This window comes from Nitrosomonas sp. JL21, assembly GCF_009833095.1.
GTDB lineage: Bacteria > Pseudomonadota > Gammaproteobacteria > Burkholderiales > Nitrosomonadaceae > Nitrosomonas.
On record NZ_QRCB01000016.1, the window covers coordinates 1 to 22198 of the forward strand.

Here is a 22198-nt window from a genome sequence, read left to right on the forward strand (position 1 = left end):
GCAGTAATTTGGCGCGGATGACGGCGCCGACTTCTTCATGCCAGATATCCGGCGAATTGATGTTGAACGAATAATTCCAGCTCAGCACATCACTGAAATTCTGCGTGATGGTATTGCTGATATCGATGCGGTTCGAATCGCGAGTCAATGTGATGCGCGTGGCATGAGAGTGGGGATTCATCGAGGTGGCACGCAGGGTTACGCTGACAGGGCCGATGTTTTCGACCGCCAGACTGCCGCCGATGCCGCCCAGGTCGTTGATCGTCTTGCCATCGATCGTGCGGACGAATTGACGATTACCGCGTTTTTTGTCGATCAGGCTCGTGATTGCGCCGGTGTTCGACACGGTGATGCGGTAAAAATCGTTCTCCAGAATATTGCCATTGAGTGTCGCAGCATTCTGAAAAGTAGTAGTGCCTGCGCCATTCCTGATTTCAAATACTTTATACCCGACCGACGGCACATCCTTGGCAAGAATCCTCAGATGGGGCTTGCCATTTACGGTGAGATACTGTGAAGGCACTTGCGCTCCCGTCGAGACATCGACCACATGCACGATGGCTTTATTGCCGACGGGAAAATCGGCGTAATCGGTGCGCGCCCAACTCAGGCTATTGAATACATAGAAGCGCGGGTTGGCGCCGTTCTTGGCGATCATGCCGCCAAGCTGATTGCTGGCATCGTCGTACAATGTATCGACGTAGGAAGTAATTTCGCCTTCGATCTTGCGCTGCCATTCTGCACGGGCATTGCGCGTGACTCGTCCATCGGCAGTCCAGTTATGTTCGTAATACAGGCCGAAATTGAGCATGGCCTTATTGCGTGCTTCGATGCGGCTATCCATGAACGTAGGGTCCTGCAGCGAAACCAGTGTCGCCATCGCATCCGCGCTGCGGAGTTTTTCGATCGCGCGTTTGACCCGCGCGGAGACTTCCGACATCGATGCGGAATAGAGTTCCCATTCATTGCCGTAGCTGGCTGCAAAAGTTTCCAGATCGGCGCCATGGTCGGCTTCGAAATGCGTGAAGAAGTCGAGCTGATTCGAGACGATGACCTTGCGATTGGCATTGGTCAAGTCTTTCGCGGTCGTTACGAATAGGTTATCAATGGTTTTTAGGTCATCTTCGCCTTTTCCGAAGATGCCGATCACCGGGAAAGGATAACGGTTCTTGAATGTTGCGTTGTTTTCGACGAAATTGATCGCGGCATGGGGGTTGCGTCCTTCGGCATAACCACCGATCAGACTATGATTGAGAAAGACTGAATTCCATTTCATCAGCACGCGACTGCCATCACGACCGCCTGCGTAATAAATTTCACGATCGCGGTTGCTCAGGTGAGGGACATGCGATGCGCAATTGCACACGCCTTTCCATGAATATTTGGCGCCCGATCCTGCCCACAGCGACGATAAGCCATATGGCAGGGTTTGGTTCTCCATCGCGATCGCAATCGGAAAATCGACGTCATAGGCACGCTGAATCTGGCCGGGATAGTACATGCCGCGCAGCACGGCTTCTGCCGGGGTACCGCCGTTGGACAGCACCAGCGCGTTCAACGGCATGCTGAAATGACCGCTCTTGATCCGATTGATCAATCGCTGGAATTGGACCGGGGTGCGGTTCTTCTGATAAACCCACATCCAGAAACTGCCATCCGCATTCCAGCGGGCTTGATGATGAGTGGGATTTGTTTTGGTGGTTGCGTCGATCTGGTTGAGGTAATAATCGGTCATGTTCAGAAAAGCATTTTCATATTCGGTCTCATCTCCTCTCCACATGTAATCGGTATGATCATCCGGAGCGAGATAGATGTGCTTTCCTGCCCAGGCAGCGGATATCGTCGATATGAGCAAAATCATGATGGAGGTGATTAACAGGCTGTTCTTCATAGGAAACCTCGGATGGGTGAGATTAAAAAGACCAAGGGGGGGCTTGGCGTGCATTCGGTAATACGCATTGAGGAGAGGCAATATTAATTTCTAAGAAAAATGCCGAAGCTTCGATGAAACGCAGAAAATAGGGTTAATTCTCACATGGCGCGACGGTATTCGGATTGATGAGGCGACGGCTGGTTTAGTTGATGACTGAATGGCGGCAAAGGTGTTACGAAGAATGCAAAAAACTGTTCCGATAAGAAATGGCTGTGCAGCGCGCAAAACTTGGCTAGTTTTTTACATGCTGCGATCAGGAGTGTACGTTTACGGCGGAACGGCGGACTGTTTTTTTAGAACAGTCCGTGATGGTTCCGTGCTTGCAAGAATTTTCTGACTTGGAGCTTAAGGTTGTGAACGTGATTATAACCACACCATCAATCCCATTTCCAGGGGATGCGTCAGCGATGGGTGATAAGGATAGATACGGATGAAGTACTCCTGTTTGCCGCAGAGTTCCGGAATCAGCTTGAGTTCGAACACATGTTCATCACCATCCTGAACACCCGTGAATTCAAACCGGAAGTGGTTGAAATTGCATAACCGGGTGGTTTTGAACTGACGGCATATCAGCAATTCAACGGCGACATCGCTCGGTTGCAGATGATTCAGTTTGGCAGCCACTTTGAAATGCAGTGCCTGATTGAACTGAATCTGTTCGCGCGGAGAGTCGAGGCGGCGCAATGTGATGCCGTGCCATGCGGCTCTTATTTTTGCCTTCCAGGCTGCAACCTTTCTTGCCTCGGCAAAATTGTCGGCAGCGTACAACGCGCCCTTATTGCTGGCGGAACGATAGAATTTTTGAACATATTCGTCCACCATGCGGGTAGCGTTATAGCGCGGCAGTATCGACAACATTGAGTGTTTCGCCATTTTCACCCAGGCGGGTGAATAGCCAAGCTTGCCGTGACTGTAATACAACGGAATGACCTGGTCTTGCAGGATTTCATATAACGCGCGGCTTTCTTCCTTGTCACGCAGTGTGCTATCCATGTTTTCCGGTCCCGGCTTGATGGCCCAGCCGTTCTTGCCGTCATACCCTTCTCCCCACCAACCGTCCAGTACGCTGAGGTTGATGGCGCCATTGATGCCGGCCTTCATGCCTGAAGTGCCGCTTGCTTCGAGCGGATAAATCGGGTTGTTGAGCCAGACATCGACCCCCGCGACGAGACGTCTGGCTAACCGCAGATCGTAGCCTTCGACCAGCAGGAGGCGTCCCTCGAATTCGGGATAATGCGCGATTTCGCTGATCTGCCTGATCAGATCCTGACCCGGAACATCCGCAGGATGGGCTTTGCCGGCAAAAATCAACAATACCGGGCGCTCCTGATCCAAAACGATGCGGCGCAACCAGTCGATATTATCGAACAGCATCGTCGCGCGTTTATAGGTGGCGAAGCGCCGTGCGAATCCCAATGTCAGGATATTCGGATTGATCGGGTCGACGAACCGCAGCAGCCGGTCCAGATGCGCTTCCGAGCCATGGTTGCGGGCGTTCTGGTCGGTAACGCGGGAACGGATGCCATGAAACATCTGCGACTTCAACGATTGCCGCACGCTCCAGAACAAATGATCGGGAATCGCATCGATGCGCGACCAATAGTCGGTATCGCACATCTTGTTGCGCCATTCATGGCCCAGATAGCGGTCAAACAGATCAGACCATTCCTGCGCCAGGAAGGTCGGCACATGGACGCCATTGGTAATGTAGGTGATCGGGTTTTCTTCGGGTTCGATCTGCGGCCATAATTCTCCGCAGATATTGGCGGAGACGCTGCCATGGATCTTGCTGACACCGTTATGGGTGCGCGAACCGTGAATCGCCAGCGCGGTCATATTGAAGTCCGCGCTGCCGGGAGCATGACCCAGCGCCATGAATTCTTCATAGGTAATGTTCATGCGGCGGTAGAAGCTTTCAAAATAGGTATGCATCATATCGGGACTGAAATGATCGTGCCCGGCTGGGACGGCGGTATGCGTTGTGAACACCGTGGTCACCGCGACATTCTCGAGGGCGCTGGCAAAATCCAATCCTTGTTGCACCAGATCATGGATGCGCTCGAGAATCATGAATGCGGCGTGACCTTCATTGATGTGCCATATGGTCGGTTTGATGCCAAGCGCCTGCAATGCCCGCACTCCACCCATGCCCAGCAGGATTTCCTGTTCAATGCGCATGACTTTGTCGCCGCCATACAAATTGTGGGTGATATAGCGGTCCTGCGGGGAATTTTCCGGCAAATCGCTGTCGAGCAGAAACAACGTCACATGTCCAATTTTTGCTTGCCAGATTTTTGCAATCACGGTGCGTTGCGGCAACGCCACCTCAACGGTCAGATTACCGCCGTCCTTGCTCAATACCGGCGTCACCGGAAGATCTTCAAAATCGGCGATGGTGTAGGTGACTTGCTGATTGCCCTGGCTATCGATGATTTGCGAGAAATACCCCTGACGGTACAACAGGCCGATCGCTACGAACGGCAAATGCAGGTCGCTGGCCGCCTTGCAATGATCGCCGGCGAGAATGCCCAGTCCGCCGGAATAAATCGGTAGGCTTTCGTGAAAACCGAATTCGAAGCAGAAATACGCAACCTGATCCTCGGTGCTCAATCCATTGCCATCATGCTGCGGGGATGCGGCTTCATGGTAGGAATCATAGGTCGACAGTATGCTGTTATAAGTGGCAAGAAATACCCGGTCTTCGGTAGCCTTCAGCAATGCGGATTCATCGACGCGCTTCAGGAATGCCTTGGGGTTGTGGCCGACTGCTTCCCACAACTGGGGATCCAACCTGGAAAACAGCGCGCGCGTGGCGCGATCCCAACTGTACCAGAGATTATTGGCCAATTCTTCCAGACGCTTCAGGCGCGGAGGAATTTTGGGATTAACGGTAATGGTGTATGCTGTTCGCGGAAACATGGGCACTCCCTGGATGATCGATATACAAAGATTAATGGATTGCTTTTGGCATGAGAATGGGAAACAGATAGGCTTTAATCGCTCTGTTGCAGCAATTGCTGCGCTACGCGCCGGGCGCCAAGCAGGCTGATGTCGGAATTGGTCACGACATGCACGGGAATTTCATTCATCAATGTGGAAAATCGTCCTTTATCGCGGAAAGCGCGCATGAAGCCTCCTGAGCTGATGATATTGATAATTTTCGGTGCAATGCCGCCGGCAATGTAGACGCCGCCACGGCATAATCCCGCCAGCGCGAGATTTCCGGCATAGGCGCCATAAATTTCAGCAAAGATATGCAATGATTTGATTGCGATCGGGTGTTTGTGCGTTTGCGCCAGTGTGGTGATCGTGGCGCCGCTGTCCTCTTTCAGATGGGTCGCTGTCAGGCCGGAGGGAACTGCCTGGTGCAATTGCAGAAAATTGAAGATATGCGTCAGACCGGCGCCCGACAGTAATCGCTCTACCGATACATGGCCCAATTTGATTTGCAATGACTCGAGCAGGCTCATTTGCAATTTATTGGCTGGTGCGAAATCCATGTGCCCGGCTTCGGTGGCCAGCGGAACATAGCGATCCTTGAGCCAGGCCAGCCAGGCTACACCCATGCCGGTGCCGGCGCCGAGAACGACGCGCATGCCGTGCTCGTGCATCTGACCCGACTGTAATTTCAAAAGATCATTCGGCGTCAGCTCCTCGATCGCCAGCGCTGCGGCTTCGAAATCATTGATGAGCTTGACGGTGGAAATTGAAAATTCATTCGAAATATCGACCTCGCAGATATGCCAGGGCAGATTGGTCAAGCTGGCCTGCTGACCCACGATCGGTCCCGCAATTGCAAAACACGCCGCATCGGGTCGAACGGCTACCTGGGATTGTTTCAGAAAATCGCTGAGCAAATCGGAAAAACGCTCATAGGAATGACTGAGGTAGCGTTGCACAAAATGCTGATGAATGCCGCCATCTCTCCTCGTTTCGGCTATTGCCAGAATGGTTTTGGTGCCGCCGATATCACCATAAATAAAGGATTTGTTCAAGTATCTATCGATCCGGAATTGATGAATAATGTGCTCGAAAACCAGAACAACCTAAGTAACGCCATAAAAGCTCAGAAAAACGACTGCGCTTGACCAAGCAGTGGAGGCAGTGAAGTCGCGCTCAGACTGCTCATTTATCGTTCATACACTGTGTTTTCCGCCAGTTTTGCCCCGCTTGACCCTTGCTCGCTGCCATTCATTGAACGGTTCAATTATACATTGCCCCATTTGTTTCCATTGTGTTTTCTCCGGGTTCACTTACAATTCGATCATCCGGATAGTTTGTCCGGTAACGGCATATCGATCTTGAATCATCTCAAGGTGGAATGGCTTATCCATCGTTTCAATACTACATTATTATGGCTGATCCATTGATTATCGCAAAGACAAGCGCTGCCGATCTGACGCTGTTGCCGTCCATGGCGACGCGTCACGGCTGCATTACAGGTGCCACCGGCACAGGCAAAACGGTTACTCTGCAAAAACTGGCTGAAGGTTTCTCTGCTATCGGGGTTCCGGTTTTCATGGCCGACGTCAAGGGTGACCTGACCGGCATCTGCAAGCCGGGGGCGTTATCTGACAAATTGGCGTCGCGCCTCAGCATGCTGCGAATGGATGCGCCGCAATGGCAGGGTTTTCCGGTGACTTTATGGGATGTATTCCAGCAGCAGGGGCATCCGCTGAGGGCAACGATTTCGGATATGGGACCGCTGCTGTTGGCGCGGCTGCTGAATCTGAATGACACCCAGGAAGGCGTATTGACGCTGGTGTTCAAGGTTGCCGATGATCATGGTTTGCTGTTGCTGGACTTGAAAGACTTGCGGGCGTTGCTGCAGTATGTCGGCGATCATGCCAGTACCTTCAAGACCCAGTATGGCGCGGTGTCGGCAGCGTCGATCGGCGCGATTCAGCGCGGTTTGCTGCAGATCGAAGAGCAGGGCGGCAGTCACTTTTTCGGCGAGCCGATGCTGAATGTCGAGGATTTGATGCAAACCGTCGATGGCAAAGGCGTCATCAATATTTTGGCGGCGGATAAGCTGCTGAATTCACCGCGATTGTACAGTACTTACCTATTGTGGATGCTGTCCGAATTATACGAGAATTTGCCGGAAGCCGGCGATCGGGAGAAACCCAAACTGGTGTTCTTCTTCGATGAAGCGCACCTGTTGTTCAGCATGGCATCGCCCGCCCTGCTGGAAAAAATCGAACAGGTGGTCAGATTGATCCGTTCAAAAGGCGTCGGGGTGTATTTCGTGACCCAGAATCCGCTCGATATTCCTGTCAAGGTGCTGGCGCAATTGGGCAATCGTGTACAGCATGCGTTGCGCGCATTCACGCCGCGCGATCAGAAAGCGGTGAATTCAATCGCCGAAACCATGCGGCCGAATCCGAAACTCGATGTCAAGCAAGCAATTCTCGAACTCTCCGTCGGTGAAGCGTTGATCTCGTTTTTAGATACAGAAGGTTCCCCCGGCATCACTGAGCGTGCTTTCATTGTGCCGCCGCTCAGTCAGATTGGGCCGATCAGTAATGAAGAGCGCAGCCAGCTCATCCAGTCATCGATCGTCGCTGGCGTCTACGACCAGGAGATTGATCGTGAAAGCGCGTTTGAATTACTGCAAGCTCGGGCCGGGGGAACCCAGAATGCCAGTGATGAATCTGCGCCCAAGTCGACCGGAATTCTCGATGGCTCGGTTGGAGAAGGTATCCTCGGAGGTCTGGGAGATTTGCTGCTCGGCACGACGGGAAAACGAGGCGGGCATCGCGAAGGCGTCATCGATGCGTTTGCCAAAAGCGCAGCACGGTCGGTGGGCTCATCCATCGCCAAGGAAATTACCCGTGGCCTGCTCGGATCGCTGCTGGGACAGAAACGCCGCTAATGAAGCGTCTTTCTTTAGGATAGGAAAGCTCAGAAAAACGGTTGCGTTCGATCATGTAATGCGTGATCGTTCCACCCTTTTCAAAGCTTTCCTTAGACGTTGTAAGACAACAATAACCTGCAGTACCAGAAAAGTATTATTTTTGGTGAAAGCTGTCTTTCGGGCTGGAAAGCTTTTATAAATCCATTTAGTATTCGACGGTTGAAAATTGACCGGAATGAGTTGCGCAGAAACATGTGTTGATCACTGCTCAAACAATGGGAGATATCGATGCACGAAAGTCCGCCTTATCAACAGTTGTTTGAGGCGGGGCCGCATCCCTATTTGGTCGTGCGGCCGAACAGCGACTTTACCATCGTCGCGGTGAACGCCAAGTATCTGGAAGTAACGGATACTCAGCGCGAGCACATTGTCGGGCGTGGCCTGTTCGAGGTTTTTCCTGACAATCCCCATCAACCGGCAATTCACAGCACCGATGATTTGAGAGCATCATTACACCGGGTCATCAGTGCCAGACATCCGGATGTCATGAGTATCCAGCAATACGATGTTCCCTTGCGCGACGGCAGCGGCCGGTTTGAACTGAAGTACTGGAGTCCGGTGAATACGCCGGTGCTGGATACTGCCGGCAACGTGATCTACATCATTCATCATGTCGAAGACGTGACTGAATTCATTCTCAGTCGCTGCAGCGAAGACCAAAAATTAAGCAAGATCGGAACCGGCACTGAGCGCATGGAAGCGGACATCATGCTTCGTGCCGCTGAGGTTAAAAAAGGGGTCAATACGTTGTTCCTTGAACGTCAACGGGCCAACGAGCAGCTTCGCGAAAGCGAGCGCCGTTTTCAGGCGACGTTCGAGCAAGCCGCTATCGGGATCGCGATTGCTTCGCCGGAAGGGTGCTGGCTGCAGGTCAACCAGGCGCTGTGCGATATCGTCGGTTACCCGCCGCATGAATTGATGTCGATGAGTTTCCAGGATATTACCTACCCGGATGATCTGGAGGCCGATTTGAAGCTCCTGCGGTGTCTGCTCGGCGGTAAAATTGCTACCTATACCCGGGAAAAACGCTATGTTTGCAAGGACAGCACCGTCCTATGGGTAGGTCTTACGGTGTCGCTGGTGCGCAAATCCGATCACTCCCCGGATTACTTCATTGCCTTCGTTCAGAATATTCAAGCGCGCAAGGAGATCGAGGCGCACTTGAACGAAGTCAAACGTATCGCCCATCTCGGTCATTGGACCTGGAATCTCAATACCCATGAACACAAGTGGTCGGAGGAAGTGTTTCAGATTTACGGCCGCAAGCTGGGATTGCCACCCGCAGACGATCAGGAAATGGCGCGTTATTTTACTGCGGCGAGCTGGAATACGCTGATCGCCGCGATGGAAAAATGCCGGCGCGATGGAATCGCGTATCAATGCGATGCGGAAATCATCAGGCCGGATGCCACCTATGGCTGGATCATCGCGCGCGGAGAAGCAGTGCGCGATGCGGACGGGCACATCGTTGCATTACAGGGCACGGTGCAGGATATTACCGAGCGCAAGCAAGCTGAAGTAGCGCTGCAGCACAGCAAGGAACAACTCAAAGTGTTCATTGATTATGCGCCTGCATCGTTGGCGATGTTCGACCGCGATATGCGTTATCTCGCCTGCAGTCAGCGCTGGCGCAACGACTATGCACTGGGGAATGTTGATGTGATTGGATTGCGCCATTATGACGTGTTTCCCGATATCAGTCAGCATTGGAAAGATATCCATCAGCGCTGCCTTGCCGGAGAAGTGATTCGTAATGATGAAGACCGCTTCGAACGGAGCGACGGCACGATATTGTGGTTGCGCTGGGAAGTTCGGCCGTGGCTGGTGGACGCTACCATTGGCGGCATTGTCATTTTTACCGAGGATATCACCCATCTAAAACACGCCGAAGAAACGCTCCAACAGCTCAATGCCACACTGGAGCAGCGCATTGCGGAACGCACCGCGGAACTGAAGGCGTTGAATCAATCATTGGAGAGCTTCGTGTATTCCGTTTCTCATGATTTGAAGGCACCCTTGCGCGGGGTCGAAGGGTACAGCCGATTGCTGGAGGAGGATTGCCGCGATCGGCTGGATGCCGAAGGCCGATTATTCATCAGCAATATCCGTGCGGGTGTTACGCGCATGAATGAGCTGATCGATGATTTGCTGGCCTATTCCCGCATGGAGCGGCGTAAGATCGAACCTAACGTGCTCGATGTGGCCCAGTTGATTCATCAGACGATAGCCGAATGCAGTGCTTCGGTGACGCCTGGAGCGGTTGAGATCATTGCCGATGTGTCTTCGTTCAAGGTGCAGGGCGATCGCGAAGGGTTGGCCCTGGTGCTGCGCAACTTGCTGGAAAACGCGATTAAATTCAGCCAGCATGTGGCGCATCCGCACATAGAATTCGGCGCTTACCAGGCGGGCGAACGGGTAGTGATTCGGATTCGTGATAACGGCATCGGCTTCGATATGAAGTACGCTGAACGCATCTTCGAAATTTTTGAGCGCTTGCACCGGCTCGAGGAGTATCCAGGGACAGGCATTGGCCTGGCGCTGGTGAAAAAAGCGCTGCAGCGAATGAATGGGCGGGTTTGGGCGCAAGGTGCTCCGGGACAAGGCGCGACGTTTTATATTGAATTGCCGCTTGCCAAGACTCCGCCCGATGATGACAGCGACCGGTCGGCATCATGAGTGATCATCCACCCATTCTGCTGGTTGAAGATAATCCGCTGGATGTCGACTTGACATTGCGCGCCTTTCAGCGCTGCAACCTTACTAACCCTATTCTGATCGCACGCGACGGTGAAGAGGCATTGGCGTGGATACCCCGCTGGGAAGCGGGCGAGACGATGCCTCTGTTAATTCTGTTAGATCTCAATATGCCGCGTATCGACGGCTTGACGGTGCTCAGGACATTGAAGACCCATGCGTCGCTGCGCAGCATTCCGATCGTTGTGTTGACGACTTCGCAAGAAGAGCGTGATATTCAAAACGCCTATGACGCAGGCGCCAATTCGTACATTGTCAAACCGGTCGATTTTGACCGTTTTATGGATGTGGCGCGGCAAATAGAGCTTTATTGGTGTGTGATCAATACGTTACCTGGATGACCCTGATGCGCGTTCTATATATCGAGGATTCTGCCAGCGATGCCGATCTGGCGCGGCGCAGGTTGGCGCAAACTGCTCCTGAGATTAAACTGGAATTGGCTGCGACACTGGCTGAAGGGCTGAAGAAACTGACGCCATCAAATGGCTACGATGTACTATTGGTAGATTTATCCCTGCCGGATGGCTCCGGCCTTGAAGCGCTGGCGTATGTGCGCGAACAGCGATTGCCGCTGGCGGTGGTGATTCTGACCGGTTCGGGCGATCAGGATTCCGCAATGGCCGCTTTCAAGGCCAGCGCTGATGACTATCTGGTCAAGCGCGATGATTATCTGGAACGGCTGCCGCGTATATTGCGGCATGCCATGGAACACTTCGGCCATTGCGCGGATCGTAATCAGCCCAACCTGCGCGTGTTGTATATCGAGCACAACCGCTTCGACATCGATCTGCTGCAGCGGCATGTGGCCTTGCACGCACCGCATATTCATTTGACTGCTGCGACCAGCACGCAGGAAGCGCTGTCATTCTTTCCAATGAATTCGATCAAACCGGAAGCGCCATTCGATGTCTTGTTGATCGATTATCGTTTGCCCGGTATGGATGGCCTGGAGTTCATCAAATTGCTGCGCACTGAGCGCAATCTGGATATTCCCATTGTACTGGTGACGGGTCAGGGCAGCGAGATTGTCGTTGCCCGAGCGCTGCAGGGCGAAATCGATGATTATTTGTCGAAGCATGAAGGCTATCTATACGAAATTACCGCCATATTGGAGAAAGTCAAGCATCAGGCGGATCTGGCGCGGGAACGAGTAAGCCTGAAGCAGGCCAGTCTGCGCCTGGATAATTTGCTGGCCGCCAGCCCAACGATACTCTATAACCTTCAGATCGACGGTGATGCCTATCGCCCGGTCTGGGTGAGTGAAAATATCGAGCGCTTGCTCGGCTATACGCAAGCCGAAGCCATGGCCAAGGACTGGTGGGCATCGCATGTGTATCCTGATGACCGTGAGACGGTATTGGCGCAGCAAGCCATGTTGCTGGCCGAGGGGCAAGTGACGCATGATTACCGGTTTTTTCATCGAAATGGTCAGATGGTGTGGATACACGATGAATTGAGGCTGGTGCGCAGCACCGATGGCAGACCGTTGGAGGTGGTGGGTGCCTGGTTGGATATCAGCGATCGCAAGCGGGTCGAGTTGATCCGGCAAGCGCATCAATCGGTATTGAATCTGATCGTGGCCAGCCAACCATTGCCAGTCGTATTGAAGGATATTGCGCAACGGCTGGAAACCATCAATTCCGATATGCTGGTGTCGATCCTGCTGCTGGATAAGCATGGCAGTCGGCTCAGGCACGGCGCCGCGCCGAGTTTGCCGGATGATTACAATAAAGTCGTCGATCAATTAAAGATCGGCGAAGGCGTCGGTTGCTGCGGAACAGCGGCATGGCGCGGTGAGTCGATCATCGTGGCTGATATCGATCATCACCCGTATTGGCAGCCTTTTCTGGAGCATACCCGGCGTGCCGATGTGCATGCCTGCTGGTCGATACCGTTCAAGGATGACAAAGGTAGTGTGCTGGGCACTTTCGCGATATATCACCGCAAACCGTGCGAACCGACGCCGGTTGACCTGGCGCTGATTAACGAGTTCGCTTCCCTCACCGCCCTGGCCGTTCAGAAAGTGCATGCGGCGGAATCATTGAGGCAAGCGGCGGCGGTGTTTGAATCCAGCCGTGAAGGCGTGGTCATTACCGATCTGGAGCCAAGGATCGTGGCCATCAATCGCGCCTATACCGAAATCACTGGTTATACCAAAGATCAGGTGGTCGGAAAAAATCCGAAAGTCATCAAGTCGGGGCGTCATGGCAAATTGTTCTATCAGGCCATGTGGGAGAGCCTTGTCAAGATTGGCTACTGGTCCGGTGAAATCTGGAATCGCCGTAAGAATGGCGAGATTTATCCGCAATGGCTGACCATTACGACCGTCTGTAATGATCGGAACGAACCGTGCAATTATGTCGGCGTATTTACCGACATCACGCAAATGAAACAGTCGGAAGCGCGGCTGGCGCATCTGGCGCACTACGATCCGCTGACCGGATTACCCAACCGGTTGCTGGCGCAGTCACGGTTGCAACATGCCATCGAGCGCGTTCAGCGGCACGATCGGCGCATTGCAACGCTCTATATTGACCTGGATCGCTTCAAGAACGTGAATGACAGTCTCGGCCATCCGATCGGTGATGAGCTGTTGATCATGATGGCTTCCCGCCTGAAGAAGCGGTTGCGGGAGGAAGACACCCTGGCGCGACTGGGCGGCGATGAATTTCTGGTGATACTCGAGGACATCAAGGATTCGAGTGAACCCGCGATGGTCGCGCAGACGTTGATCGATCTGCTGATCATGCCGTTCACTTTACCGAGCGGTCATGAGATCTTCATCAATGCCAGCATCGGCATCAGCCTTTTCCCCGATGACGCCGGCAACGTCACGGAACTCATTCAGCATGCGGATATGGCGATGTATCTGGCCAAGCAGGAAGGGCGAAATACCTACCGCTACCATACCGAAGCGCTGAGCATAGCCGCCAACGAACGCCTGCTGCTGGAAACGCGGTTACGTCAAGCGCTGATGTCTGATGAATTCGTGTTGCATTTTCAGCCGTTGATTAATGCGCGCAGTGGCCACGTCATCGGCGTCGAAGCATTGGTGCGCTGGCAGCCGCCCGGCAAGCCGATGGTACCGCCCGGAAAATTCATCCCGATTGCCGAGGAAACCGGCTTGATCGTTCCGTTGGGAGAATGGGTGTTGCGTACTGCCTGCGCTCAAGGCCGTGCCTGGATCGACGCCGGCCTGCCGGCGCTGATGATCGCGGTCAATCTGTCGGTTCGGCAGTTCCGCTCCGAGAATGTGGTCGAATTGACACGGCGAGTACTGGCAGAGACCAGGCTCCCTGCCGCATGCCTGGAACTGGAATTGACCGAAAGCATGTTCATGGAACAGGCCGAACAATCGATAGAAACGCTGAAAACCCTCAAATCTCTGGGCGTGCATTTGGCAATCGACGATTTTGGCACCGGTTATTCGTCGCTCACGTATCTGAAGCGTTTCCCCATCGACAAATTGAAAATCGACCAAAGTTTCGTACATGGTTTGGCGAGCGATCCGAATGACCGGGAAATCGCAGCGACCATCATCGCCATGGCGCGCAGCCTCAAACTCAATGTGCTGGCGGAAGGGGTCGAATCCGAGCAACAATTGGATTTTCTGAATCGGCATGGATGCGATTTTTACCAGGGTTATTTGTTTCACCGGCCGGTACCGGCGCATGAGCTTGAAGCATGGCTGCGGGAATATAATGATGGCAATCAAGCTTTCCCTGAAAGCGAAGCAGATGATTGAACAAGGAGCAGTCTGAGCGTGCGGGATAATCAGATCCATGCGTAGAGGAGCGAAGATGTAATGATGCGATCAGTTTCTACTCTTTATTATGTGCACGATCCGATGTGCAGTTGGTGTTATGCGTTTGGCCAAAGTTGGCGTACGTTGCAGCAGGACTTGCCTGCCGGTGTTCAGGTTGTGTATCTGCTGGGTGGATTGGCGCCGGATACGACTGAGCCGATGCCGGCATCGACGCAAGAGATGATTCAGCAGGCATGGCGACGCATTGAACAGACCGTGCCTGGCGTGCGGTTCAATTGGAATTTCTGGTCGCACACGACGCCGCTGCGTTCGACCTATCCGGCGTGCCGGGCAGTGCTGGCCGCCAAGAAACAACGCGCGCAAGCCGAGCCGGAAATGATCGAGGCCATACAGAAAGCCTACTACCAACGGGCGATGAATCCTTCCTTAGCGGAAACACTGCAGGCCTGCGCACAAGAAATTGGATTGGACGTGCAGGCATTTAGCGAGGATTCAGCCAGCCCGGCCATTGAACAGGCATTGCAGCGCGATATTCAGCAGGCACGCAGCCTGGATGTCTACTCCTATCCGTCGTTGCGATTGGTTCACGCGGGGGCGGTGTTTCCGATCGCAGTCGATTATCTCGATCATCACGCCATGCTGAAGGAAATCGAACATATTATCGGAGCTTCGACCGGCTCGTAAATTCTGAAAGATCGCCAGCGAGAATCCAGCAAGCATGGTCAAGCGTCGTCATTTTCCCGGCGGGCTAGTGAATTTCCTTGGCCAATGCATGCAAATCAACGGCCCAGTTTCTGAGCTTGTCGCGCGCGTGCTGGCGCTGCTTTGGAGTGGTGCTGTTGTGCAGATCGGCGACGAAGCCGCAGTTATAATCCGTCAATTTCATTTGATACGCCCGGTACTCGGCATTGGGAGAATGTTCCAGTTGCCGGGCGAGCTTGTGCAGCACTGTTTCAGCATCGGTTTCTGCCGGATCTGAAATCAATCGCCGCAACTGCTGCACAGTTTCGCCTTGGCGGCGCTGGCGTTCACTGAGCCAGGCTTCCGGATCGAACGGGGACGCGCTGATAGTGGCGGTAATCAGGCGCTTCTGCGCATCATTCATATCGCCATACAAACTCTCAAAGCGTTTGACCGTGCGTTTGATGGATGCCTTATGGCGGGATTCAAGCGTGGGTTGTAAGTAGTCGTCACGGAATTCCTCGTTGTTTTTGGCATAGCGCCGCTCGAGATGCTGCAGTTGCGCTTCGCTCAGGCGCCGCGTCAGTGGCGCGCCGAGTTGCACGGCGTGATTGAGTGCCGGCGCGAGAACGGTACGCATGGTGTCGTACCAATCACAGATTTCACCGGATGTGACCGTGCCGTTGATGTGCTCGCTCATTTCAGATAAGTGCGCTGCATATTGCGGCAATTGTGTGCTGCGATGCCAGTCGAACCAGTGGCGTATCGCTTCCTTGGCCTGCGGAATTTGCTCGTGCTCGAAGTCGAGATAGCCGTCCAGCCACCACCACGCCAATTGCGGGCCTTGGTGGTAACTCATGCGCAGCATGCTGCAACTGCCCAGCAGCATGAGCAGAACGATCAGCAAACCTCGCGACGGTGATATCCGCAGAATGTGAGTCATTGCATCAGGTACTCCAGAAGATTTTTTTGAGGGCCCCGATAAAACCGCCATGATCTGATTGCGCAGGTACGGTTTTGTCGATCAGAAGATGTTCCATTACTCCTTGGTAAATCTTAGAGAGTTTTTCCAGATCCTCGAGTTCCACATGTTCGTTCAATTTATGTATGGTGGCGTTGCGCGGGCCGAATTCGATGACTTGAGGGCAGATATCTGCAATGAAGCGGCCGTCGGACGTGCCGCCGGAAGTCGATAATTGCGGCTCGATGGCCGTAACCGTGACGATCGCGTCATGCAACGCCTCCGCCAGCTCAGCTTTTGGGGTGAGAAAAGGCTTGCCGGACAATTCCCATTGCAAATCATAGTCCAGCCCATGCCGATCCAAAATGTCGTGCACGCGAGATTGCAGCGATTCGACCGTGCTGGCGGTCGAAAAACGGAAGTTGAACAGCAGGTGCAATGTTCCTGGAATCACATTGGTGGCGCCCGTTCCGGCATTGATATTCGACACATGCCACGTGGTTGGCGGAAAATACTCATTGCCGTGATCCCATTCAGTTTGCGCCAGTTCCGCAATGGCCGGAGCCGCGAGGTGGATGGGATTCTTTGCCAGATGAGGATAAGCGATATGGCCTTGCACGCCGCGGATGGTCAGATTGCCGGAGAGTGAGCCGCGACGGCCGTTTTTGATCGTGTCGCCGAATTTTTCGGAGCAGGTGGGTTCGCCGACGATGCAGAAATCGATCATTTCGCCACGCGCCTTGAGTGTTTCCACGACTTTGACCGTGCCGTCGACTGCAATCCCTTCCTCATCCGACGTAATCAGCAGCGCGATCGATCCCTGGTGCTGCGCGTGCTGCATCAGAAAAGCGTCGATGGCCGTGATGAATGCCGCCAGCGATGATTTCATATCCGCCGCGCCGCGTCCAAATAAGCGACCATCACGAATCGTCGGAATGAACGGATCGCTATCCCAGTGCTCCAGCGGCCCGGTCGGCACGACATCGGTATGTCCGGCAAAGCAGAGCACCGGTGCGGTCGTGCCACGGCGCGCCCAGAGATTGTCAACCTCATCAAAGTGCATTTTTTCAATATGAAAACCGTGTTTTTCCAGATGGCTGATGAGAATGTCCTGGCAGCCGTCGTCTGAAGGGGTAAGCGAACGGCGCGAAATCAGGGTTTGGGCAAGGGTTAAGGTATCATCGGACATTGTTTTATTCCTGAATTGAATGAGTTAAAGGATGTGAACGAATAAGTGTATGAATTACACAACATTGTCTCCATGAAACTTTGGCGTTAATGTAGGGAATTATGCGGTTATCATGTACATTTGAAGCTGCACATCGACTCAGCAGAGATTGAATTCTACACGTCTGATTAGGGTCTTGCACAATCTGCAGTGATGCGCGCCGGGTGGTTGGGCTTAACGTAATATGAGGAAAATTACCATGCTAGAGTTTCTTTTCTATGTCATCTTAGTGTTAATTGCCGTTGTTGCGTTAGTTTTAGCAGTGCCTGTAGTTCGTCGCTTCGTGGTGACGAACCGGATATTGAAAATTTTCCGCACCATGCTTCCGCAGATTTCCCAGACCGAACAGGAAGCGCTGGATGCCGGCACGGTCTGGTGGGAAGGCGATCTGTTCAGCGGCAAGCCGGACTGGAAGAAATTGCTGGCTTATCCCAAACCGCAATTGACCACCGAAGAACAAGCGTTTCTCGACGGCCCGGTTGAGCAATTATGCGCGATGCTGGATGAATGGAAAATTACGCACGAACTGAAGGATCTGCCGCCGGAAGTCTGGCAATTCATCAAGGATAATGGCTTTTTCGGCCTGATCATTCCGAAGCAATATGGCGGCTATGGCTTTTCGGCGCTGGCGCATTCAGCGGTGGTGATGAAAATCGGCTCGCGTAGCGGCACGGCGGCAGTGACGGTGATGGTGCCGAATTCGCTCGGACCGGCTGAGTTATTGTTGCATTATGGCACCGACCAGCAGAAAGAATATTATTTGCCGCGCCTGGCCAAGGGGCTGGAAGTGCCTTGTTTTGCACTAACCTCGCCGGACGCCGGTTCGGACGCCGGGGCGATGCCCGATTTTGCGATCGTGTGCCGCGGCGAACATGAGGGTCGATCCGATGTGCTCGGCATGCGGGTGACGTGGAACAAGCGCTATATCACACTCGGCCCGGTGGCGACGATTCTGGGGCTGGCGTTCAAGCTGTATGATCCGGACCATCTGCTGGGCAAGGAAGATGAACTGGGCATCACGCTGGCGCTGATCCCCACCAAAACTCCCGGCGTCAATATCGGGCGGCGCCATTATCCCCTCAATGGTGCGTTCCAGAATGGCCCGAATTCCGGCAATGAGGTATTCATTCCGATGGAATGGATCATCGGCGGGCAGGAAGGGGTTGGGCAAGGGTGGCGCATGCTGATGAATTGTCTGGCTGCCGGGCGATCGATTTCATTGCCGGCCACCAGCGTTGGCGCGGCCAAACTGGCGGCGCGAACCAGCAGCGCCTATAGCCGGGTGCGCACGCAATTCAAAACGCCGATTGGTCATTTCGAAGGTATTGAGGAAGCGCTGGCGCGCATCGGCGGCAACACCTACATGATGGAAGCGGCGCGCGTGATGACTGCCGGCGCGGTGGATCTGGGCGAAAAGCCGTCGGTGGTGTCGGCGATCGTCAAATACCATCTGACCGAGCGGGGCCGCCAAGCGGTCAACGATGCGATGGACATCCACGGCGGCAAGGGAATCTGTATCGGGCCGAGCAATTATCTGGGACGCACCTATCAACAGATTCCGGTGAGCATCACAGTGGAAGGGGCGAATATTTTGACGCGCAATATGATCATCTTCGGCCAGGGAGCGATTCGTTGTCATCCTTATCTGTTGAAGGAAGTGAATGCCGCGCATGACGTCAACCTGGAGCGCGCGTCGATCGCCTTTGATGAGGCCATCGTCGGGCATGTGAAGTTTACCGCGCGCAATACCTTCAACAGCCTGGTGTATGCGCTGTTCGGCAACTATATCCAAGACAATGCGCCGGAAAATTGCGCGCCGGAAACCGTCGATTATTATCGCCAATTAACGCGTTTCTCTGCCAGTTTCGCCTTTATTGCGGATATCGGTTTGATGCGGCTGGGCGGTTCTCTCAAGCGCAAAGAACGTTTGTCAGCGCGTCTTGGAGACATCTTGAGCATGCTTTATCTGTGCTCAGCGACGTTGAAGCGGTTTGAGGATGACGGTCGACCCAGTTCGGATCTGCCCTTGCTGCATTGGGCTATGCAAGATGCCCTATATCGCCTGCAGCAGGCATTGGACGAATTCCTCAGTAACTTCCCGGCTCACCCCGTGTTTGTCTGGGTGCTCAGAGCATGGATGTTTCCATTGGGAAAACGCTGCAATCCCCCGACCGATCGTGTCGCACATGAGGTAGCCCGGCTGATGATGACGCCAGGAGCTGTGCGGGATCGATTGACCACGGGAATTTATGTTCCTGTCACCAATGACGAACCGCTGGCGGATCTAGAACTGGCGTTGCAATGCGCAATTGAATGCGAGCCGATTGAAGCCCGGTTACGGGAAGCGGCCAAATCGCGGCTCATTTCCGGCAGAGGCGACGAAAAGATTGCACAGGCTTTGCAGCACAAGCTCATTACCCAGCCGGAGGCGGATTTGCTGGGACGATTGAAAGAATTGCGCAATAAAGTGGTTAAAGTAGATGATTTCGCCAAGGACTTTGGTGCTGAAAGTGTGAGTCCCAGCCCTCAGGCGGTATCGAGCGGCCCTACCATTCGCCATACTCGAGTGGATGACGGCAATGCCGATCAGGACGTCGACGGAAATGCTGCGCTCGCGAGCCATGCTGAATTGAGGGATCTGCTGCACAGGCGCGGTGTTCACGAAGAAAATATTCATGAGGGTGAAAGCGTCATCGAAAGCAACCGCTCCGGCGAAGCCGCGCTGGATAAATCTACCGAATCAGTCACCGGTGAAAAGGTAATGTAATTGAAAGCCCGGAGTTGCGGGTAGTGGAAAAAATTAGGGGAACTCTGAAAAACTTCCGTGCTTGTCCAGTTGGCGTTGAAGTCATGTTTAAAATGCTCGCGTATCGTTCAACCGGGCTTTTTGTCTGATTTCATCTTGCTCGGGTATGGGGCGTTTCTTTTTTCAGAGTTTCACCCAGAGAAAAAAAGAGTTAGAGGACATCGCATCATGCACGTAGAACAGAACGCACCATTGCTGGACATCATCACCGTAGATCAAGCGCAAACGCTTGACGGCCTTTTCCAGGAGCGCGTTCAGCGGTCGCCGCACAAGGCTGCCTATCACTATTTCAACACCACCTGCGAGGAATGGAGCAGCTATACCTGGGAGCAGATGAATCAAGCCGTTGCCCGCTGGCAGGCGGGACTGGCGAAGGAATCGTTGATGCCGGGCGATCGCGTGGCGGTGATGATGAGGAACTGCCCGGAATGGGTCATGTTCGAGCAAGCCGCGCTGGGCCTGGGATTGGTGGTGATTCCGCTGTATACCGATGACCGGGTCGAGAATGCGGCGTATGTGATCAATGATGCCAATGTCAAATTATTGTTGCTGGAAGGCGTGCATCAATGGCATCAGTTCACTGCAATCCGGGATCAGATTCAAGGATTGCAACGGGTTGTCCTGCTCCGCTCATTTGAAAACAGCGATATGAATCTGCGCGATGACGTCGTGGTATCGGCTTGGGAATGGCTGCCGGCGCATGGTGGCGAAGTCAGCCATATCACGCGTGATCCGCACAGCATGGCCACCATCATTTATACCTCCGGCACCTCAGGCCGTCCCAAGGGTGTAATGCTCAGCCATCACAATATCCTCAGCAATGCGTTCAGTTGTTTGCAGGTGATAGCAGTATCGCCGGACGATATGTTTCTGTCGTTCCTGCCGTTGTCGCACACGTTTGAACGCACTTCGGGTTATTACATCCCCATGATGGCGAGGGCGGAGATTGCCTACGCGCGTTCGATCCAGCAATTGCAGGAAGACTTGGCTACGATCCGGCCGACATTGCTGATTTCGGTTCCCAGAATCTATGAACGGGTATATGCCGGCATACGCACAAAACTCGCCGAAGGTCCGAGCTTCTCGCGCTGGTTGTTCAATTTTGCGGTGGAAGTTGGGTATAGCCGGTTTGAGTGTGAGCAGCGGCGGGGTTATCGAAAATTATCCTTCATTCTGTGGCCGATACTGGAAAAACTGGTGGCGCGCAAGGTCATGAATAAACTGGGCGGCCGGTTGCGGTTCGTCATGAGCGGCGGCGCAGCGCTTTCGGCGGAAGTTTCGCGCATTTTCATCGGTCTGGGATTGCCCATCCTGCAGGGATACGGCATGACCGAGAGCAGTCCGGTCGCCTGTGCCAACCGATTGAATGATAACCTGCCGGCCAGCGTCGGCCTGCCGATTCCCGGCGTCGAGGTCAAATTGGGCGAGAATAATGCGCTGCTGATTCGCGGTCCGAACGTGATGCTCGGCTATTGGAATAACCCAGATGCCACCAAAGCCGTCATTTCAGCGGATGGATGGCTCAATTCCGGAGATATCGCCGCCATCGATGAACAAGGTCATGTCACCATTACCGGCCGGGTCAAGGAAATCATTGTTCTGTCGACCGGCGAAAAAGTGCCGCCCGGCGATATGGAAGCCGCCATTCTGCGCGATCTGCTCTTCGAACAGGTGATGCTGATCGGGGAATCACGTCCGTTCTTGAGTGTTCTGGCCGTGCTGAATGCAGCCAGGCGGCAAGAATTCATGACGCATTACGGTCTGGATGGCCACCTTGAGAATGATAAGACCCGCCAGCAGACTGAAGAGATTTTGCTTGAAAAAATCACCCGCCAAACCAGCGGCTTTCCCGGCTATGCCAAAATCCGCCGCGTCGCCGTCGTCGACGAGCCGTGGACGATTGAAAACGGCCTGCTGACCCCGACCTTGAAACTGAAACGCAACAAAGTGCTTGAAAAGCATCAGGCGGACATCGACCGGCTTTACACTGGGCATTAAAAAAGCTTTTTTCTCTTATTCTTTTTCTCGGCAAGCTTTAAAAATACCATTGAATGCAGTAGTTTTTCAGAGTCTTGCACAAGCGGGTCTGAAATGGCATTTTTTGATTTCCCCGCTTGCCGAATTCATGGCTATCAACAGAACTATCTGATTG

The 22198-nt window shown here is 53.6% G+C and carries 12 protein-coding genes; 7 read left to right on the plus strand and 5 right to left on the minus strand.

Annotation, left to right across the window (positions count from 1 at the left end; translation table 11 throughout):
• From ABF87_RS05880 to glk, 3 genes are all read right to left on the minus strand, one after another.
• The coding region (locus ABF87_RS05880; protein ID WP_160828210.1) for a glycoside hydrolase at positions 1-1891 on the minus strand (1891 nt) is incomplete at its 3' end.
• A 405-nt stretch (positions 1892-2296) separates the two neighbouring features.
• Positions 2297-4852 carry an alpha-glucan family phosphorylase gene (gene glgP / locus ABF87_RS05885; RefSeq protein ID WP_160828211.1) on the minus strand — a complete coding sequence of 852 codons (2556 nt, stop codon included), beginning with the start codon at positions 4850-4852 and terminating at the stop codon, positions 2297-2299.
• A gap of 74 nt (positions 4853-4926) precedes the next feature.
• Complete coding sequence (glk, locus tag ABF87_RS05890) at positions 4927-5928, minus strand: glucokinase (RefSeq protein ID WP_160828212.1); 1002 nt, start codon at positions 5926-5928, stop codon at positions 4927-4929.
• A 359-nt stretch (positions 5929-6287) separates the two neighbouring features.
• On the opposite strand from glk, the gene ABF87_RS05895 reads away from it, so the two are divergent.
• The 5 genes from ABF87_RS05895 (at position 6288) to ABF87_RS05915 (ending at position 15054) form a co-directional block, all read left to right on the plus strand.
• On the plus strand, positions 6288-7808 hold the full coding sequence (locus ABF87_RS05895; protein ID WP_160828220.1) for a helicase HerA-like domain-containing protein: 1521 nt from the start codon (positions 6288-6290) through the stop codon (positions 7806-7808).
• Between the two features lie 270 nt (positions 7809-8078).
• On the plus strand, positions 8079-10526 hold the full coding sequence (locus ABF87_RS05900; protein WP_160828213.1) for a PAS domain S-box protein: 2448 nt from the start codon (positions 8079-8081) through the stop codon (positions 10524-10526).
• Positions 10523-10945, plus strand: a complete 423-nt coding sequence (locus tag ABF87_RS05905) for a response regulator (protein ID WP_164503172.1) — start codon at positions 10523-10525, stop codon at positions 10943-10945. Before ABF87_RS05900 ends, ABF87_RS05905 begins: the two co-directional genes overlap by 4 nt.
• A 5-nt stretch (positions 10946-10950) precedes the next feature.
• Positions 10951-14349, plus strand: a complete 3399-nt coding sequence (locus tag ABF87_RS05910) for an EAL domain-containing protein (RefSeq protein ID WP_193567998.1) — start codon at positions 10951-10953, stop codon at positions 14347-14349.
• 60 nt (positions 14350-14409) lie between these two features.
• Entirely contained in the window at positions 14410-15054 is a 645-nt protein-coding gene (locus ABF87_RS05915; protein WP_240143548.1) for a DsbA family protein, read from the plus strand.
• Positions 15055-15118: 64 nt separating this feature from the next.
• Here ABF87_RS05915 and ABF87_RS05920 read toward each other — a convergent pair whose 3' ends face one another.
• Both ABF87_RS05920 and dapE read right to left on the minus strand, forming a co-directional pair.
• Complete coding sequence (locus tag ABF87_RS05920) at positions 15119-15994, minus strand: DUF6279 family lipoprotein (protein WP_160828214.1); 876 nt, start codon at positions 15992-15994, stop codon at positions 15119-15121.
• 4 nt (positions 15995-15998) lie between these two features.
• The gene (dapE, locus tag ABF87_RS05925; protein WP_160828215.1) at positions 15999-17201 is read right to left on the minus strand and encodes a succinyl-diaminopimelate desuccinylase; all 1203 of its coding nucleotides are present in this window, start codon (positions 17199-17201) and stop codon (positions 15999-16001) included.
• A gap of 238 nt (positions 17202-17439) precedes the next feature.
• On the opposite strand from dapE, the gene ABF87_RS05930 reads away from it, so the two are divergent.
• On the plus strand, positions 17440-20007 hold the full coding sequence (locus ABF87_RS05930) for an acyl-CoA dehydrogenase (RefSeq protein ID WP_240143549.1): 2568 nt from the start codon (positions 17440-17442) through the stop codon (positions 20005-20007).
• Between the two features lie 207 nt (positions 20008-20214).
• On the plus strand, positions 20215-22044 hold the full coding sequence (locus tag ABF87_RS05935) for an AMP-dependent synthetase/ligase (RefSeq protein ID WP_160828216.1): 1830 nt from the start codon (positions 20215-20217) through the stop codon (positions 22042-22044).
• Positions 22045-22198: the final 154 nt, after the last annotated feature.

Excerpts from the sequence above, each read along its gene's own strand:
- glgP (WP_160828211.1), bottom strand. The coding sequence starts at position 4,852 with ATGTTTCCGCGAACAGCATACACCATTACCGTTAATCCCAAAATTCCT.
- ABF87_RS05895 (WP_160828220.1), top strand. The coding sequence starts at position 6,288 with ATGGCTGATCCATTGATTATCGCAAAGACAAGCGCTGCCGATCTGACG.
- ABF87_RS05900 (WP_160828213.1), top strand. The coding sequence starts at position 8,079 with ATGCACGAAAGTCCGCCTTATCAACAGTTGTTTGAGGCGGGGCCGCAT.
- ABF87_RS05905 (WP_164503172.1), top strand. The coding sequence starts at position 10,523 with ATGAGTGATCATCCACCCATTCTGCTGGTTGAAGATAATCCGCTGGAT.
- ABF87_RS05910 (WP_193567998.1), top strand. The coding sequence starts at position 10,951 with ATGCGCGTTCTATATATCGAGGATTCTGCCAGCGATGCCGATCTGGCG.
- ABF87_RS05915 (WP_240143548.1), top strand. The coding sequence starts at position 14,410 with ATGATGCGATCAGTTTCTACTCTTTATTATGTGCACGATCCGATGTGC.
- ABF87_RS05920 (WP_160828214.1), bottom strand. The coding sequence starts at position 15,994 with ATGACTCACATTCTGCGGATATCACCGTCGCGAGGTTTGCTGATCGTT.
- dapE (WP_160828215.1), bottom strand. The coding sequence starts at position 17,201 with ATGTCCGATGATACCTTAACCCTTGCCCAAACCCTGATTTCGCGCCGT.
- ABF87_RS05930 (WP_240143549.1), top strand. The coding sequence starts at position 17,440 with ATGCTAGAGTTTCTTTTCTATGTCATCTTAGTGTTAATTGCCGTTGTT.
- ABF87_RS05935 (WP_160828216.1), top strand. The coding sequence starts at position 20,215 with ATGCACGTAGAACAGAACGCACCATTGCTGGACATCATCACCGTAGAT.